Genomic DNA, 17,166 nt, shown 5'->3' with positions numbered 1-17,166 from the left:
TCCGGAGTTGATGAACCGAATGCCGGTGCGCTTTTGCGCGCCCTGATTCCAACGTGATGGAGGAGATGGCAATGCCGATCGAGTTCACGCATGTTCCCGGTAAGATCCACGCTGCCGACGCCAGCTTTTTCTATGACTTTGTCGAGACCGCGACGAAGCTGTCACTGATCGAGGATGCCGGATTCCAGAGGATCGTCATCGACGACCAGGCCGGGCTGCTGACCAATATGGACCTTGCCGCCCAGACGCTGGACCGTACCTCCTCCCTGGAGGTCGTGCTCACGCATTGGGCGGGCGTGATCGAACCAACCGTGGCGGCGCGGCAGCTTGCTGCCCTCGACCAGAGAAGCGGTGGCCGGCTGTCGCTCAGGATGCTCAGCGAGCCGCTGAGCGACGACGATGCCGAGGCACGTCCGGCCGGCCATACGGTGGTCTGGCAACGCATCGACGAATATCTGGTGCTGCTGAAGCGGTTGTGGTCGAACGACAGGCCGTTCGACCATGAAGGCGCCTTTTACAGCGTCAAAGGCGGCTATGTGCCGCACAAGGGGCCGCATGGTGCCGACGTGACCATCCGCATGGGCGGGCAGTCGGGCACCGCGCTCAGGGTCGCGGGCAGGCATGCGGATGTGTTCGAGCTGGCGCCGGGCTCGCTTGCAGAAATCCGCCAGTCAATGGAGCGCGTACGCGGCGCTGCCGCCGAACACGGTCGGGCCGGCAAGCTGCGGTTCGCGCTTCCCGTCCGAATCCGGTTGGAAGACAAACCTGCCGCTTCCTGCCGGAAGGCGGTCGAACTTGCCGGGCCGTCGGCGCAGGTCGCGCTGTCGCTGCTTTCCTACGCCGCTTTGGGGATCGAGGAGTTCATGATCGTCGGCGTCGACAGGCCGCGCGAGATTGCGACTGCCGGCCGCGAGGCGATCGCACTGCTGCGCAACTCGTTGGCACGGCGCGAGCCGGATGCCCCGCCGGGGGCGTTTGCGTCACGCGCGATACCGGGCGCGAGAGCCGGCTGCTGAAGAGCCGCCGTCGTCACGCACTTAGGCTGACGGACCCTACCACCATTCCGGGAAAGCCGCGCAGGCCGCCCTGGCCAGCGTCGGGATTTCCTGATCGGGAACGGAGCTGTAGGGCCAGAGCAGTCGCGGGCCGAGCGGCGCCCAGCCGCCGGCCGCCGCCATCGCCTTGTCGAGCGCTGCATCGCTGACATCGTAACGGGTACGAAACGATACGACATGTGCGGCGAGGAAGGCCTGTAGGCGGGCCTCCACCTCGGCAGCGGCGGCCATGTCGGTGCGGATCATCTGCCACCACATTGCCGCGCCCTTCGGGTTGAGGCAGGCAACATTGGAATAGCTGCCATGGGCCCCTCCAGCATAGCCTGTTGCCAGCGTGTGGCCGGGGACGAAGACGGAAAATCCGTCCAGTTTGCGGCGCATGTCGGCATACCAGCCGGCGTCGCCGCCCGGCAGCTTGGCGCCGATCAGCGATGGCACGGCCGCACGCAGCCTGGCGATGCCGTCGAGCGTCAGGCGGCGCTTGGCGTGCGGCGGATTGTAGAGCACCAGCGGCGTTTCAGGCGCAGCTTCGCAGAGGCCGCCGGCAAAGCGCATGACCTCGTCGTCACTGGGCGGCCACCAATCGGGCAAGGTGAATTGAGCCGCCGTCGGGCGAAGTGCGGCCATCCGCGTCAGCCGCTCCAGCGCGACGCGCGGATTGGACTGGCTGATGCCGATCTGGAAAGGAAGGCGCGCGCGGCCGGCTATTTCGGCAACCAGCTCACAAAGCCGGTCGAATTCGGGCTCGGTCTGGCAATGGAATTCGCAGGCCGTGCCATTGGAATAGACGCCGTCGACGCCTGAGGCGCAGAGCCGGGCGATCGTCTCTTCCGTCGCCTGCCAGTCGATCGCTCCGCGATCGTCGATGGCCAGCATCACCGCGCCCCAGACGCCGCGCGGCGCGTGTGCGGGCAAGCGGGCCAGATGGTTGTTAAGGTCAGCGTGCACCGGCGATCTCGTGTTCGCGGCGGGTTTCGTTCGACGCGAAGGCAGCTTCGATAATGGCGATCATCTTGCGCCCATAGGAGCCGTCGACCGGCACCGGCGTATCGTCGGCAATGGCATCGCGCATCGCGCTCCATTCGCGCACCAGTGCGTTATGCATCCAGTTCGGCTCAAAGGAACCGGGCAACTCGGTCCAGACCGTATCGCGGCCAAGCATCGTGCCGCGGTCCATGTCGATGCGCAGCGTTCCCTGCTCGCAGACCAGATCCATGGCGTAGGTGGTGGCGCCGGTGCGATAGCCGACGCTCTGCACCTCGCCGATGCCGCCGCCGGCGAAGCGCAGTCCGAGCAGGGCGCTGTCGTCTGCTTCCTGGTCATGGAACTTGGCGCCGAGCATGCCGCTCACCGACACGACATCGTCATCCATCAGCCAGACGAGGCGGTCGAGCGCGTGGATGCCGGCAGTCAACAGCATGCCGCCGCCGGTCGCCTTGCGCAGATGCCAGTCGCGGCGATTGTGCTCCATCCACAGCTTGATGATCCAGCTCGATCCGGTGAGCGGCCGGCCGAGCTCGCCTTCCTCCAGCTTTTGTCTGGCCGCCATGCAGGGCAGGGCGAAATGCATGAGATGGGCGACCATCAGCTTGACGCCGCTCTCGGCCACGGCGGCGTTGATCGCATCGCAGGCGGCCACCGTCGGTGCCATCGGCTTTTCGAGCAGGATGTGCTTGCCGGCCTTTGCCGCGCCGACGGCCATTTCCGCATGGAGGTGGTGCGGGCTGGCGATGAGGACCGTGTCCACCTCCTTGTCGTCCAGCAGCTTGCGCCAATCAGTGTAGCCGCGGCCGCCATATTCAGCGGTGAAGCGCTGCAGTGCATCGGCATTTCCACGAGAAGCGGCGACGAGGCGAATGCCTCCAACCTCGCGGATTGCCCGGGCATGGGCCGCGCCGAAATCGCCGGCGCCGATAATTCCTATTCCAATCATGGTCCTGCCTTTTCATAAGCGGCGTCGATCAGCGACGTCGCCGCAACATAATCCTCGATGGACACCGGCGGAGGCGCCTTTCTGGCCAACCGGTCAAGCGTATCGCGCATGAACAGACGATAGCGCGTTGCCGGCAGCTCGACCGGCAAGTCGACGATTGCCGCATCGTCGAGCGTTGCGCAGATGGCATGGTCGCCATGATCGATGAGGGTCGCATTGGCACTGACGATGCGCCACTCGAAGTCACCGCCGGGGCGCATCGAAGCAAAGGTGTAGCCGGCCTCGACGATGAACAGCGCTCCGGCCTCGTCTTCCAGCACCAGAAGTACGTGATCCTCGACCGGGCCGGGATGGATGCGGTTCGTGATCGAAACGCTTTTCAGGCCGAGCTTGCCGGTTGCGAGGCTGAGTGCCGTGTCGACCCCGTGTATACCGAGATTTCTCAACGCACCTCCGCCGCCGATCGCCGGGTCGACGACTCAGGCGACACCGTCGGCGATGTAGCGCTGCGGCGGGCCATTGACCAGCCGGAACTGGCAATGCGCCACCGGGCCGGCGCGGCCTTGCCGGCGCAGCCGTTCAAAGCCGGCAACGGCCGGCCCGAAACGGTTGGGCAGAGGAACAGCGACAAAAGCCTGGTGCTGCCTGGCAAGGTCGCGCAGCGCCATCAGTTCCCTCGTATGGCTGGCCGCCGGCTTCTCCAGGATCAGCGGTATCCCTGCCTCGATGATCGCACGTACCCGTGCCGGCACCGTCGAAGGGTGCCCCATCAACAGGATCACATCCGGCGGGCTGGAGAGTATCTCCTTGAAATCTTCGATAAACGGCAGGTCGTGGTGCGCGGCGAACGCATGCGCTTGGCCAGGATCCTCGTCCCAGATACCGGCGATCTCCGCACCGTAAAAGCGCGCGGCGTCGAGGTGTATTTCGGCGTGCCAGTGGCTCGAGCCGGCGAGGGTAATCTTCATTCGAAGGCAGCAGGTTTGTTATGGGCTTGCAGGATATCCTACAAGTAGCTATACGACAAGCGGGCAGGCTAATCCGGCGGATGATGAAAGCAGTGGGATGGCGGAACTGAAGTCGATCGAACCGTTGAGCAGACCGCCGCTCCTTCACGTCACCGTGCAGGAAAGCCTCAGGGCCTATATCGAAAGCAACCAGCTCAAGGCCGGCGATCCCTTGCCGCCGGAGACGTTCCTGGCGCAGCGGCTCGGCGTCGGCCGCAACTCCGTGCGGGAAGCCATCAAGGCGCTGGAATCGATCGGCATCCTGGAGACGCGACGCGGCATCGGCGTGTTCGTCAAGGAGTTCTCGTTCAAGCCGCTGCTGGATAACCTGGCATACGGTTTGCAGGATTCGCTGCGCGACGTCGAAGAGCTGCGCGAAATCCGTCGCGTGCTGGAAACCGGCCTCATCGCCAAGACGATCGAGATGATCAGCGCCGAGGACATCGAGGCGCTGCGCCAGTTGACCGAGCGCATGCGGCAACGTGCCGAGCGCCATGAGAGCTTCGCCGAAGAGGACCAGCAATTCCATCAGCTGCTGTTCCGCTGCCAGAACAATCACATGCTGAGCGCGCTGATCGACATCTTCTGGATAGCGTTCAACAAGGCCTCGAATTTCACCAATCTCGACAATCCGACGCCGCTGGCGACATGGCGCGACCATCACGAGATCGTCGAGGCTGTCGCCGCCAAGGATGTCGACCAGGCGCGTGGGCGGCTCGACGACCATTACCGGGGAATCCAGCAGGTTATCGCCAAAAACCGAGCAAGCTGAAGAACAACCTGACTATGCCAAGGGAGGAAACCATGCGCATCAGGACTATCGCATTCTCAGTCGCCGGGCTGCTGCTCGCCAGCATTGCCCCATTGACCAGTGTCCAGGCACAAAGCGCCAAGACCATTGCGGGCGGCTTCGACGTCGGCCCCGGCGGTTTTCCCAAGAACTTCAACCCGCTGGTCGCGACGGGCGGCTACACCTGGCTCAGCACCTATTTTGAACCGCTGGTCATCTACAATGCCGGGCTAACCGATATCGAAGGCGACCTCGCCAAGGACTACAAGATCAGCGACGACCAGCTGAGCTATACGTTCAACCTGGTCAACGAGACCTGGCATGACGGCAAACCGTTCACCTCGAAGGACGTCAAGTTCACCCTCGAGCTTGCCAAGAACAAGGCCTCCGGCAGCCTGTTTGCCGCCCGCCTCGCCAACATCGCCTCGGTCGATGCACCGGATGACCACACCGCAGTGGTGAAGCTATCGAAACCGAACGGCTCGTTTCTATCGATCCTCTCGCAGCTGATGATCCTGCCGGAGCATGCCCTGGCCGCTCTGCCGCCGGAATCGCTGGCGACAAGCACCTGGTGGTCGACCGCTCCGGTCGGCACCGGCCCGTTCAAGTTCAAACGCTACGTGACCGACCAATACGTTGAACTGGCAGCCGATGACGATTATCGCGGCGGCAAGCCGAAGGTAGACGTGCTCATCAACCGCTATTTCGAGTCGCCGGCGGCGGCCGTCGCCGCGCTCCGCGCCGGCGAGATCCAGTTCACCTATGTCGAGCCCGACGATGCGGCATCGTTCAAGAGCGACAGCAATTTCAAGGTGATCGAAGGTGCCTCCTATGTGGTCAACTATATCGGCCTGAACCAGAAGGTCGACCTGTTTAGGGATATCCGTGTCCGCCAGGCGATTATGTATGCGATCGACCGCAACGCGATCATAGACAGCCTCTATGGCGGTGCCGCCAAGCCGGCCAATTGCGGCTATGTCGCGCCGCATCTGGTTCCCGCAGGCCTCGAACCCTATGCTTACGATCCGGTAAAGGCCAAGGCGCTGCTGGCCGAGGCGGGCTGGGACAAGATCAACGGCGACAAGCCGATCACCTTGCTGACCTATTACGGCTCGCCACAAGCGGCCAATGTGATGGCCGCTGTCCAGTCGATGCTGGCCGAGGTCGGCATCAATGTGGTGCCGCGGGTTGTCGATACGCCGACCTATAACGGCATCGTCTACAAGGAAGGCACGCCGGACTGGAACGCATTTCCGATGGTCTATGCCGGCCTGCAGAACGGCCCCAATCCAGCCGGCCTCAATCCCGGCCTCAACAAGTCGCAGATCCCGCCGGCAGGCTTCAACACCATGCGTATCGAGTTCGACGACCTGAGCACCGCGTTGGACGCCGCGCTCGGCCAGACCGATCCGGCCAAGCTCGACGCCTCCTGGCAGGAGGTCTGCAAGGTGATGAACAAGGAGCTGCCCTGGGCGACGTTGTGGGTGGCCAACCGCTATGGCGTGGCCTCCAACAAGCTGCGTGACTTCGTCTGGACGCCGGCGCCGGGCGGCGGCCCCTACGCAGCTCACCCCGAGCGCTGGGACATCCAGTAAGAACCCCGCAACCAAGCGAGCAGGCGGGACCACTTTGGCGCCGCCTGCCACCGCCACGGAAAGCCCATGTTGAGCTTCATCGCCCGCCGCAGCGCCACAGGATTGCTGATGCTGGTCGCGCTCAGCGTCCTCATCTTCATCCTGTTGCGGCTGGCGCCGGGCGATCCGATCGACGCCTACATCAATCCCTCTGTGCCGATGTCGGCTTCCGACCTCGAGGGCCTGCGCGAACGGCTCGGGCTCGATCGGCCGCTTCCCGTGCAATATCTCGCCTGGCTGCGTGCGGCGCTGAGCGGTGACTTCGGCTATTCGATCCAGCGCAGCGGCGTTGCCGTGCTGCCACTGGTCATGGATCGCATCGGCCCGACCGCGCTGCTGATGGGCACGGGCCTGGCGATCGCCATCGTGCTCGGCATTTCCGCCGGCATTTTCAGCGCGGTGCGCCGCAACGAACCGTCTGACATCGCGCTGTCGGTGCTGTCGTTCATCGGCATCTCCAGCCCGGCTTTCCTGACGGCGCTGCTTGGCCTCTATTTCTTCTCGGTGCTGCTGCGCTGGGCGCCGTCCGGCGGCATGCAGACTGCCGGTGCGCCGTTCTCGGCGACGGATGTGCTTGCGCACCTCGTCCTGCCCGCCTGCCTGCTGTCCATCGGCCATGCCGCGCTGATCATGCGTTACATGCGCGCCTCGCTGCTGGAAGTGCTCAACCAGGATTACGTGCGGACGGCGCGTGCCAAGGGCGTGCGCGAGTTCTGGGTGATCATCAAGCACGCGACCCGCAATGCGCTCTTGCCAGTCATTACCCTGATCGGCTCGACCGTCGGTATCGCCATCGGCGGTGCCATCTTCCTGGAAAGCGTGTTTAACTGGCCGGGCATGGGACTGCTTCTGGTCAACGCCGTCGGCACCCGCGATTACCCGGTGATTATGGGCGCCACCCTGGTGATCGGCGTTTGCGTCATCCTGGTCAACCTCTTGACCGACGTCGTCTATGCCGTCGTCGACCCGCGCATTCAGGTGGCTTGATGGCAATCACCGCGCCGGACCCATCGGTCGACCCGGCCGCCGTGTCGAAAACCAAAGGCCCGCTTCGCCGCGCGTTCGACCGCTTTTTTGAAAACCGTGCGGCGCGCGCCGGGCTTTTGATCGTCATTCCAGTCCTGCTGGCGGTTTCGACCTATCCTCTGTGGTGGCCGTTCGGCCCGAACGCCATCGACCTCAGGGCGATGAACAAGGCGCCGTCCGCCATTCATTGGCTGGGCAGCGATGGCGTCGGGCGTGATGTCATGGCCCGGTTGCTGCAAGGCGGGCGGATCTCACTGCTGGTTGCCATCTGTTCGGTCGCTATCTCGACCGTCATCGGCTTCCTGGTCGGCGCCGTCGCCAGCTTTGGCGGGCGTCTCGTCGACGGAATGGTGATGCGCCTGGTCGATCTGGCGATGACGCTGCCGCCGGTGATCTTCCTGCTAGTGCTGGCTTCGATTGCCGGCACCGGCATCGCCCCGACCATCCTGGTGATCTCGCTGCTCTCCTGGCCGGTGCTGTCGCGCATGGTGCGTGCCCGGCTGCTCGAACTGCGCGAGCGCGACTTCGTCGTCGCCGCCCGCGGCATGGGGGCGGGGCTGCCGCATCTGCTGTTCCGGCACGGCCTGCCCAACTGCATCGATATCCTGGTCGTCTACGCCACCTTGCAGATCGCCAACGCCATCCTGCTCGAGGCCGGCCTGTCCTTCCTCGGCCTTGGCATCGCGCCGCCCGAAGCCAGCTGGGGCAACATGCTCAATCTCGCCCGCTCCACCGTCGTGCTCGAACAATACCCGTGGCAATGGATGTTCCCCGGCGCCGCACTGGTGCTCACCGTGCTCGCCATCAATTTCATTGGCGACGGCTTGCGCGACGCATTCGACCCTCGTTCCGATCTCAACTGACCTCAAAGGTTCATCAAAATGCCCCTGTTTACCGGCGTCGTGCCGCCTGTCGTTACTCCGCTCAATTCCGACTTCAGCATCGATTTTGCGTCGTTCACCCGGACGATCGAAAACCTGCTCGACGGCGGCGTTCACGGGCTGTTCGTGCTCGGCTCGACCAGCGAGGTGGTCTTCCATGACGAGGCCGGCCGCAGGGCCATCATCGAGCACGCGGTGAAGGTCAATAACGGCCGGGTTCCGATCTTCGTCGGGGTGATCGATCCGACGACCGATCGTGTCATCAACCACGCCCGCATCGCCAGATCGGCCGGCGCCGACGCCATCGTCGTCACCGCGCCGTTTTATACCCGCACCAGCCAGTCGGAGATCGGCGATCACTTCCGCTATATCAAGGATGCGATCGACATTCCGGTCATCGCCTACGATATCCCGGTCTGCGTTCACATCAAGCTGGAGCGCAAGACCACGGTCGGCCTCGCCAGGGAAGGCGCCATCGCGGGCATCAAGGATTCCAGCGGCGATGACGGCAATCTGCGTTACGTGCTCAAGGACATGGCCGATGACCCGGGTTTCTTCGGCATGACCGGCTCCGAGATCCTGGTCGACAGCGTGCTGGCCATGGGTGCGCATGGCGTCGTGCCGGGCCTCGCCAATGTCGACCCGCATGGTTACGTCAGGCTGTGGAAGCTGATGCAGGCCGGCCAGCATGCCGAGGCCCGGGTGGAACAGGAGCGGCTTTTAAAGCTGTTCGAGATCGTCTGGATATCGCTTGGCAGGACAAGCGCCGGCTCGGCCGGCGTCGGCGCCTTCAAGGCAGCGATGAAGAGCCTCGGCATCATCGCCTCGAACACCATGGCGCGGCCGCAACGCAGCCTGAACGAGGAGGAAACCGCGAAGATCGACATGATCCTTCGCGATGTGGGGCTGCTCCGCTGAGTGTCGCGCCGATCCTCTCGATTTCCGGCCTGCGCGCGGTGTTCCGCATTGCGGGGCGCGACATCGCGGCGGTAGCGGACGTCGACCTGACGATCGGCTCCGGCGAGACGGTGGCGCTCGTCGGCGAATCCGGATCCGGCAAATCCGTCACCAGCCTGTCGATCATCGGCCTGTTGCCGAAAAGGGTCGGACATATTGCTGAGGGATCGATCGCGCTACGGAGCAAGAGCGGCACGGTCACCGAGCTGACCAGCCTCGATGGCGAGTCGTTGCGCAAGATACGCGGCAACGAGATCGGCATGGTCTTCCAGGAGCCGATGACCAGCCTCAACCCGGTCTACACGATCGGCGAGCAGATCGCCGAACCGATCCGCATCCATCTCGGCAAATCGCACCGCGAGGCAGAAGCAGACGCTGTGCGGCTGCTGGAGCAGGTCGGCATTCCCGATCCGAAGCGGCGGGCGCGGCAGTATCCGCACGAGCTGTCAGGCGGGATGCGCCAGCGCGCCACTATCGCCATGGCCCTGTCCTGCGATCCAGGCTTGCTGATCGCCGACGAGCCGACGACCGCGTTGGACGTCACTATCCAGGCCCAGATTCTCGATCTTTTGGCCGAGCTGCAGGCGCAGCGCGGCATGGGCATCCTGTTCGTCACTCACAATCTCGGCCTCGTAGCCGAAATCGCCGACCGGGTAGCGGTGATGTATGCCGGGCGTATCGTCGAAACAGGTCCGGTGAGCGAAGTGTTCACCCGTCCGCGTCATCCCTATACCGCGGGGTTGATGCGCTCGGTGCCGCGGCTCGGCCAGGCCACGGCGCTGAAGGCGGCGGGAACGCCGCTGCCGACCATTGCCGGCAATGTTCCCTCGCTCGCCTTGCTGCCCAAGGGCTGTTCGTTCGCGCCGCGTTGCCCGATGGCTATCGCTGCCTGCCGCGCCGCGGTCCCGCCATTGTTTGCGGCGACGCCGACCCAGCAAAGCCGCTGCCTGCGTTGGGAGGAGCTTTGATGGTGGACGCCCCCTTCCTTTCGGTCAAAAACCTGACCAAGCATTTTGCGCCGACAGCGTTCTCGCGCGGACCCGTCGTCAGGGCGCTGGAGGATATTTCCTTCGATATCAGGCGTGGCCAGGTGGTCGGCCTGGTCGGCGAATCCGGCTCCGGCAAGACCACGATCGGCCGCTCGGTGCTGCGTCTGATCGAGCCGACATCCGGCCAAATCAACTATAACGGCACCGACATCACCAGGCTGGGTGCCGCCCAGTTGCGCCGCCAGCGCCGCAAGATGCAGTATATTTTCCAGGATCCCTTCGCCAGCCTGTCGCCGCGCATGACGATAGGGCAGATCCTCACCGAAGGCCTGGACATTCAAGTCATTGGCAAGAAGTCCGAGCGGCGGGCGAAGGCCGAGAAGGCACTTGCCGCGGTCGAGTTGCCGGTCGACGCCTATGACCGCTACGCCCATGAATTCTCGGGTGGCCAGCGCCAGCGCATCGGCATCGCCCGTGCGCTGACGCTCGAGCCGGAATTCATCGTCGCCGACGAGCCGGTCTCGGCACTCGACGTCTCGATCCAGGCGCAAATCATCAATTTGTTGCGCGACCTGCAGCTCCGGCTCGGCCTGACCATGCTGTTCATTTCGCACGATCTGGCCGTCGTCGAGTACATCTGCAACACGGTCATCGTGCTCTATCTCGGGCGCATCATGGAGGTTGCGCCGGCGGCCGAACTCTATGCCCGGCCGCAGCATCCCTACACGCGCGCGCTGCTGTCAGCCATTCCGTCGCTCGATCCGCTGGCCAGGCAAGGCCGGCAGGTGCTCAAAGGCGATATTCCCAGTCCGGCGAACCCGCCGTCGGGCTGTGTTTTCCGGACCCGTTGCCCGTTTGCGCTGGAGGCTTGCGCCGGGGCTGTGCCGCCGCTGAGGGCGACAGCCGAGGGCCATCTGAAGGCCTGCATCCGCGACGACATCGCTTAGGTTTTCTGCCCTCTGCCTACGGGAGAACTTGGGCGAGATGGACAAGGTCGTCGGTCACGAAGTCCCAGCTCTCAAGAGGCGAGAGATCGGTCGTCTGCGCCGGGCCATGCTCTCTTGGCCGAGCAACAAAGGCGGTTCCGATACCGCACCTTCGTGCCGCGGCCAGGTCGTTATTATGCGCGGCGACTAACACGGCCTCCGAAGGTCGCACCCCCAGGATCTCCACTGCGCGGAGATAAGCCTGTGGCGCAGGCTTGTAGGTGCCGAACACATCCGAGCCAAGGACGGTGTCCCAAGGCAGGCCGGCGCGCTTGGCCATATCCAGTAACAGCCGGGTATTGCCCCCCGACAAGGGCGCGATGATGAAGCGTTCCTTCAGCCTCGCAAGGCCTTTCAGCGAATCGCGCCACGGCTCCAGCCGGTGCCAGGCGAGATTGAGTTCCTCAAGTTCGGTGGCCGGCAGCGCGGATGGGGTCAGCCCGAACTGGACGAGAGTGACGTCCAGATTCTCCCGGTTGATCACGTCGAGTGAAACAAAAGGCCGGTGCCCTGTCCGCACCGCCTCGGTCGAGGCGTCATAGCGCAACGCCCACGCATCGGCGAATTCACCAGGATCGACCTGCTGTGCACCATTTCGCGCTAGGAAGGCGCCGGCCTCCCTTGCGATACCGCTGCGCCAGTCAACGACGGTTCCCAGAACATCGAAGAATAGGACTCGAGTAGTGGTCATATTGAGCTTCCCGGTCGGGGTTGCGGTGCGTGTCCTGCCGCATCGGTCGCGATAGGACGGATCGGCCTCGTCGAGCTGCTGATCAGATAATCGAGATGTTTAAAAGCCTGTCGCGACGGTGGTTCCCCGACCTCATTGAAACGACGTCGACGCCAACCCATATGCAATCCGCGTCGGATGTTTCCTCCCATTCGTCCGGCGCGTTCCCCTCTGAAGGTTTTCGACCTTCACATCTGGCCGGGCTTTGCAGCCCGGCCTTTTTTCTGCGGGGGTAGGTGAGCGAGCCGAGATCATGGCGCAGGCGTGCCCAGCGTATCGATGCGTTTCGCTAACGCCGCGGGATCGCCAAGCGCGCGCAGCGTCTTCAGCCGAGCGGTGCCGCCGGCGACGATCGAGACGGCCGATGCCGGCACGCCAAGCGCCTTGGCGACCAGCCTTTCCAGCGCTCGATTGGCGGCCCCGTTTTCCGGCACGGCGCGGACGCGGGCTTTTAGATGGCTTCGCCCATCCGCCGATGTCTCGATACCTTCCAGCCTGTCCATCGCTGACTTCGGCGTCAGCCGGACGAACAGGTCGATGCCGTCGGTACGCGTGCGGAACGGCGCGCTCATGGGACGCCTGAACTCAGACGACCAGCGAAAGCACGGTGGTAAGCAGGAACTGCCGGATGAAGAACAGGATCAGCAGCAGGATGATCGGCGAGATGTCGATGCCGCCGAGATCTGGCATGAAGCGGCGGATCGGCCGCAGCGCCGGCTCGGTCAGCCGATAGAGCATGTTGCTGATGGTGTCGACGAACTGGTTGCGCGAATTGACGACGTTGAAGGCGTAGAGCCAGGAAAATATCGCCGAGGCGATGATGATCCACCAGTAAAGGTCAAGCGCCATGACAATGGTCTGAATGAGGGCGATCATGCCGGTCTCCGATTGTTGCCGACATGTAGCCACTGTGGGGGAAAGCGGCAAGAGCCGCCTTCCGCCGGATGGCGAAGCCGGACGAACGGCCGAACGGCATTTCGGCAGCAAGCGCAGCCTTGACAGGAAACCGCAGCGGCCGATAAAAGCCCCATCCGCTGGACGGGGCTGTAGCTCAGCTGGGAGAGCGCGTCGTTCGCAATGACGAGGTCAGGAGTTCGATCCTCCTCAGCTCCACCAGCGGATTTTTCGAATCCCTTGCCTGCTTGCATGCCGAAGACCCGCTCATCGCCGGGTGGATTCACATCGGCGACGTAAAGGTCCTCTACACCAGTAGAGTATGCGGCCTATTGCCACTGCGCCTCGTCCTTGCCAGACTTGGCCCGTCTTCAAAACCGAGGGGAATTCACTATGACCAGCACGACAAGACGTGATTTTGTAGGTCTTACAGGAGTGGCAGCGACTGCCCTGGCCGGTGCTGTTGCAACACGAGCTACCGCTGCTGAAACCGACGTATCGCCATCGTTCGATGAGGTTCTTCAAGAGTACAATCAAAACAACACAGAAAGGACTAGATCAAAGCTGGCGATCTATGTGGTGCTTTCTCATCTGCACGCCAGCCTCGAGGAGGAATTTAGTGACCTTGGGCTAGAGCTGCCTTTAGGAAAAAAGGCCTTGCCATCGAATCTGCCGGCCAATTTCGAGGACGCGCAGGTTGCACCCCTTCCTTGGCTCTTCAAGCCCTCGGACGTTACCGACCAGGAACGAAACGGCTATGCGACGATTGCAATGCGAATGAACGCAGTGATGGCAAGACACACCGCCGACGTGAGTGTCGGGGTTTCGCATATCATGTCACACAAGGGATAACCGCGACCTTGCCGGCGAGCACGGCACGTCAGGCGAGCACAGCGCCGGCCGGCGATTTGTTGTTGCGGGCGAATCGATTACCTGTTTTCGCGAGGCGACTGCGCTGCGAGAGTCGTCACAATGGATAAATCCTTCCGGGGCGCGCCGCGCGAGATAGCAAAGCTCTCGGCACCCCGGCCAGTGGGAATTGTCAGCCGTCCGCGCGTAGTGGCGCTGCTCTCGCAGGCCCTCGACAGCGGTGCATGCTGGCTGGCGGCGCCTGGTGGATACGGCAAGACCACCGCGGTGATCGACTTTCTGGAACAAGGCGGGCTGAAGCAGGGCGAATCGGCGGACAACTGGTATCGGGTCGACACCGAGGACCAGGACGTTGCGCGCCTTTTCCACTATCTGACGCTGTCGCTCGACGGCAGGCATGCCGGCATGCCCGTCTTCGGTCCGGAATATGCCGACAATTCCGACGATTTCGCGCGGCTGTTCTTCCGCACCTATTTCTCGCGGCTTGATCCCGGCACGATCCTGGTCCTCGACGATCTGCATCGTGCCGACGCGCCAGGCTTCCGCCGGACGCTGGCGATCCTGTTGCGCGAACGCCCCAACACCATCCGCTGCATCTGCACATCGCGGATGCTGCCCGAGGGCGATGTCGCCGACCTCGTGCTGTCGGGACAGTTGCCGGTCCTCAACCAAACGCTGCTGGAGTTTTCGCCTGCGGAGGCACGCAACCTCGTCGCCGCCCGCTCGCAATCGCCGTCCGAGGTCGGCGACATTTCGGAGGCGCGCGGCTGGGCGGTGGGCCTTCTCCTGCTGGCCAACGCCGGAATGTACTACCCGCTTTCGCAGACCGGCCTTGCCGGAGGCGCCGGCCTTCGGGAGATTGTCGGACGTTATTTCCTGCGCGACATCGCGCCGGAGGACCAGGATCTGCTTATCAGGCTCAACCTTCTGCCGGAGATCAGCACGGAGCTTGCCGATGCGTTCCTGGGCTCGCCGCAGGCTGCTCGCCTGCTGGAGCGGCTGCAGCATCGCCAGCTGCTGATCACGCGCGACGGTCCGGGCGGCGCCGCCTTCCAGCTGCATGACTTGTTGCGCGAATACCTTGCCGGCCTACTGGACCGGCGCGTGACGGAAGCGGACCGTTCCAGGCTGCGCGAGCAGGCAGCAAAGGTCCTGCACGAGGCAGACAAAACCGACGCGGCAATCGTGCTGGCGTTGCAGGCGGGCGCCTGGCCGCTGGCACGCCAGCTCATTCTGGAGTGCGCCAACGGCGTTCTCTCGCAAGGGCGCCGGGCCAGCTTCGTCGAATGGTGCAACAGGCTGCCGCCCGACCAGATGGACGGGTGGGTCCATTATTGGCTGGGCGTTGCTTTCGGATCGGACGACGCGAAGGCCGAACCGCACTTCTCCAAGGCATGGCAAGCATTCGAGAACACCGACATGCGCGGCCAATGCCTGACCGTCGCGCGGGCGGTCGTGGTCAAGACCGCCAGCTGGCGTACGCATGAGGGGCTGGCGGAGTGGACGCGCCGAGCCTCACAGCTTCTTGCCAAGGGATTGCCGGATTTGGATCCGGAGGAACTCATGATGGTCAGGCTCGGCATCCTGCGGGCCATCGATTTCGCCGAACCTGGCGAATTCGAAGCCCACGACGCGAAGCGCCTCGTGAATGATATCCAGCAGCGCCTGATACGTCTGCCGATCGAGGATTCGGTCGAGTTGCGCCTGCTGGCAAGCGAAGCGCTCATCGACTACGCGACCTCGTCGGGGCAGCGCGACATTTTTGCCAATGCCGTGGACAGCCTTGCCGCCGATCTCGAACATCCGGATATCCCGCCGCTGGTGCTCGGCATGTGGCTGGTGTCCTTTGGCTCGGCCAGCGGCCGTTACTTCCCCTATTCGCGGCGCGGCTTTGTCTACGACTCGGCCGAGGATGCCTTGCGACGAGCCACGACCATAGGGGAGCAACATGCCTTGCGGGGCGTCGAGTTCAGCGCCCTCTATCAGCTTCAATTGCTGATGAAGCTTCACAACAACTTCTCGGAGTTCAATGCGCTGGTTTCCCGCCTGGGCGAGATTGCGGACAGCAGGTTCACCACCCAGGTCGCTGTAGTCGCCGACTGCCATGCGGCGATGCACACGCGCAATGGCGACTTCGATAAGGCCTATCTCGACTGCGATGTCTTCATGGATGCCATCGAGCGGGCGAACGAGCCGATGATTGAACGCTGGCCGCATTACGTCACCAAATACCAGGTCCTGCTGGCCGATCGGCGTCCGGCGGAGGCCATTGCGCTACTTCAGGAAATCGTCGAAAGGCTGAGCGGCGGCCCCCGCCAGCGTGTCGAACTGAGCATTCTGGCCGCCCAGGCCCTGGAGCAGAAGTGGAACGGCGGCGCGCCCTATGGCGCTCGTCTGGCTGAATTCATGGAGGCGTTGCGCGAGGTAAACCCCTCCGCAATCCTGCTCAACCTGCCGGACTTATTGGCCGATCTGGTCGCCGACGCGCTGGAGCGAAAGATCGACATCGATCTCTGCCGCCGCGTCGTTCGGGCGCGATATCTGGTCCCGCCCGCTGGCCGACCCGCCCAGTGGCCTTGGCCGCTCAGGATCCACTTGATGGGAGGCTTCCGCCTCGAGATCGATGGCGCCGAGGTCGCGCCCGGTGCCAAACCTACCCGCGCGCTCGACATATTGCGCATTATCTGCCTGTCGAGGGACCAGGTCTGTTCTGTGGAAACCCTGCAGGATTGGCTCTGGCCCGACCTCGACGGCGACCAGGCCAAAGCGGCCTTGGAGCAGGCGCTACATCGTTTGCGCAAGTTGCTCGGGCAAGGCGAACTCGTAACGCTGAGAGAAGGCCGTTTGCGGCTCGCTGCCGACAAGGTCTGGATCGATCTGCAGGATTGGGAAGACCGGCTGAAACGCGTCCTGTCGGGCCGAAGAGACAGCGCAATCGAGGAGCAGGAGATGCTGCTGGAAGGCTTTGTCGGCCCGCTTTTCTCGAATGGCCCGACGCCCGCCTGGTCGAACGCCGCGGCCGACCGGGTGCGGGACGGGTTTGTGGAGCTTGCCGTGCGGATCGCCAAACACTGGCAGAGCCAAGGCAACGCGGATCGGGCACGCCAGGCGTGCCGGCGTGCCCTCGATTTCTACCCGGAATCGGCCAAACTCCATGGCACGCTCATCCAGGAGAGCCTCTCCAGGAACGACCATGCCGGCGCCATCGAGGATTACCGGCGCTATGAACGCGCGCTCGCTTCGACCGGCGATGACGAGCCCTCGCCTTTGCTGCGTTCGCTCGTGCGCCCGTTTCTCTAGACCGGTTCATCGTTTCACGGAAACGCCGAACCGCTCTATCTCTTATTTTTGCGCAATTCCGGACGGAAAACCGTTTCACACTTTTCCTGGAATTGCTCTGGCGCAGCTCGGAAC

At 63.6% G+C, this 17,166-nt stretch carries 17 protein-coding genes and 1 tRNA gene; 11 read left to right on the top strand and 7 right to left on the bottom strand.

From position 1 onward, the window contains the following. Positions 1-71: 71 nt before the first annotated feature. Positions 72-1,016 carry an LLM class flavin-dependent oxidoreductase gene (locus tag NKI95_RS17615; RefSeq protein ID WP_352718411.1) on the top strand — a complete coding sequence of 315 codons (945 nt, stop codon included), beginning with the start codon at positions 72-74 and terminating at the stop codon, positions 1,014-1,016. 36 nt (positions 1,017-1,052) lie between these two features. Here NKI95_RS17615 and NKI95_RS17610 read toward each other — a convergent pair whose 3' ends face one another. The 4 genes from NKI95_RS17610 to NKI95_RS17595 are packed head-to-tail and all read right to left on the bottom strand — an operon-like array spanning position 1,053 to position 3,956. Continuing rightward, positions 1,053-2,003 carry a dihydrodipicolinate synthase family protein gene (locus NKI95_RS17610; RefSeq protein ID WP_352718408.1) on the bottom strand — a complete coding sequence of 317 codons (951 nt, stop codon included), beginning with the start codon at positions 2,001-2,003 and terminating at the stop codon, positions 1,053-1,055. Next, positions 1,993-2,988, bottom strand: a complete 996-nt coding sequence (locus NKI95_RS17605; RefSeq protein ID WP_352718405.1) for a Gfo/Idh/MocA family protein — start codon at positions 2,986-2,988, stop codon at positions 1,993-1,995. Before NKI95_RS17605 ends, NKI95_RS17610 begins: the two co-directional genes overlap by 11 nt. Next, positions 2,985-3,452, bottom strand: coding sequence for a Gfo/Idh/MocA family protein (locus NKI95_RS17600; RefSeq protein ID WP_502909185.1), 468 nt, complete (start codon positions 3,450-3,452; stop codon positions 2,985-2,987). Before NKI95_RS17600 ends, NKI95_RS17605 begins: the two co-directional genes overlap by 4 nt. A gap of 15 nt (positions 3,453-3,467) precedes the next feature. Beyond that, complete coding sequence (locus NKI95_RS17595) at positions 3,468-3,956, bottom strand: Gfo/Idh/MocA family oxidoreductase (protein WP_352718400.1); 489 nt, start codon at positions 3,954-3,956, stop codon at positions 3,468-3,470. Positions 3,957-4,053: 97 nt separating this feature from the next. On the opposite strand from NKI95_RS17595, the gene NKI95_RS17590 reads away from it, so the two are divergent. The 7 genes from NKI95_RS17590 to NKI95_RS17560 all read left to right on the top strand — a co-directional run bounded on the left by NKI95_RS17590 (position 4,054) and on the right by NKI95_RS17560 (position 11,219). Then, a complete protein-coding gene (locus NKI95_RS17590; protein ID WP_352669398.1) occupies positions 4,054-4,767 on the top strand; it encodes a FadR/GntR family transcriptional regulator in 714 nt (237 codons plus the stop codon). Between the two features lie 32 nt (positions 4,768-4,799). Continuing rightward, a complete protein-coding gene (locus NKI95_RS17585) occupies positions 4,800-6,380 on the top strand; it encodes an ABC transporter substrate-binding protein (RefSeq protein WP_352718397.1) in 1,581 nt (526 codons plus the stop codon). 66 nt (positions 6,381-6,446) lie between these two features. Continuing rightward, positions 6,447-7,406 (top strand): ABC transporter permease, encoded by a 960-nt coding sequence (locus tag NKI95_RS17580; RefSeq protein ID WP_352718394.1) that lies wholly within the window; start codon positions 6,447-6,449, stop codon positions 7,404-7,406. Beyond that, on the top strand, positions 7,406-8,308 hold the full coding sequence (locus NKI95_RS17575; protein ID WP_352718392.1) for an ABC transporter permease: 903 nt from the start codon (positions 7,406-7,408) through the stop codon (positions 8,306-8,308). The genes NKI95_RS17580 and NKI95_RS17575 overlap by 1 nt, the downstream gene beginning before the upstream one ends. An 18-nt stretch (positions 8,309-8,326) precedes the next feature. Then, positions 8,327-9,244 (top strand): dihydrodipicolinate synthase family protein, encoded by a 918-nt coding sequence (locus tag NKI95_RS17570; protein WP_352718390.1) that lies wholly within the window; start codon positions 8,327-8,329, stop codon positions 9,242-9,244. Beyond that, entirely contained in the window at positions 9,241-10,251 is a 1,011-nt protein-coding gene (locus tag NKI95_RS17565; RefSeq protein WP_352718531.1) for an ABC transporter ATP-binding protein, read from the top strand. Before NKI95_RS17570 ends, NKI95_RS17565 begins: the two co-directional genes overlap by 4 nt. Beyond that, positions 10,251-11,219, top strand: coding sequence for an ABC transporter ATP-binding protein (locus NKI95_RS17560; RefSeq protein WP_352718387.1), 969 nt, complete (start codon positions 10,251-10,253; stop codon positions 11,217-11,219). The genes NKI95_RS17565 and NKI95_RS17560 overlap by 1 nt, the downstream gene beginning before the upstream one ends. Before the next feature lie 16 nt (positions 11,220-11,235). On the opposite strand, the gene NKI95_RS17555 is transcribed toward NKI95_RS17560, so the two are convergent. From NKI95_RS17555 to NKI95_RS17545, 3 genes are all read right to left on the bottom strand, one after another. Then, positions 11,236-11,949, bottom strand: a complete 714-nt coding sequence (locus tag NKI95_RS17555) for a haloacid dehalogenase type II (protein WP_352718385.1) — start codon at positions 11,947-11,949, stop codon at positions 11,236-11,238. Positions 11,950-12,239: 290 nt separating this feature from the next. Further along, positions 12,240-12,560: a DUF167 family protein gene (locus NKI95_RS17550; RefSeq protein WP_352718382.1), complete on the bottom strand. Its 321-nt coding sequence runs from the start codon at positions 12,558-12,560 to the stop codon at positions 12,240-12,242. A 13-nt stretch (positions 12,561-12,573) separates the two neighbouring features. Next, on the bottom strand, positions 12,574-12,864 hold the full coding sequence (locus tag NKI95_RS17545) for a YggT family protein (protein ID WP_023678162.1): 291 nt from the start codon (positions 12,862-12,864) through the stop codon (positions 12,574-12,576). Positions 12,865-13,028: 164 nt separating this feature from the next. Here NKI95_RS17545 and NKI95_RS17540 point away from each other — a divergent pair. The 3 genes from NKI95_RS17540 (at position 13,029) to NKI95_RS17530 (ending at position 17,052) form a co-directional block, all read left to right on the top strand. Next, positions 13,029-13,104 (top strand) — tRNA-Ala (locus tag NKI95_RS17540). A gap of 171 nt (positions 13,105-13,275) precedes the next feature. Continuing rightward, the gene (locus NKI95_RS17535) at positions 13,276-13,734 is read left to right on the top strand and encodes a hypothetical protein (protein WP_352718379.1); all 459 of its coding nucleotides are present in this window, start codon (positions 13,276-13,278) and stop codon (positions 13,732-13,734) included. Between the two features lie 120 nt (positions 13,735-13,854). Next, positions 13,855-17,052: an AfsR/SARP family transcriptional regulator gene (locus tag NKI95_RS17530; RefSeq protein ID WP_352718376.1), complete on the top strand. Its 3,198-nt coding sequence runs from the start codon at positions 13,855-13,857 to the stop codon at positions 17,050-17,052. Positions 17,053-17,166: the final 114 nt, after the last annotated feature.

The sequence above is a fragment of the Mesorhizobium sp. M0306 genome (assembly GCF_040321655.1).
GTDB lineage: Bacteria > Pseudomonadota > Alphaproteobacteria > Rhizobiales > Rhizobiaceae > Mesorhizobium.
Note: the sequence above shows the minus strand (reverse complement) of the source record. Positions and strands in the feature narration are given on the sequence as shown.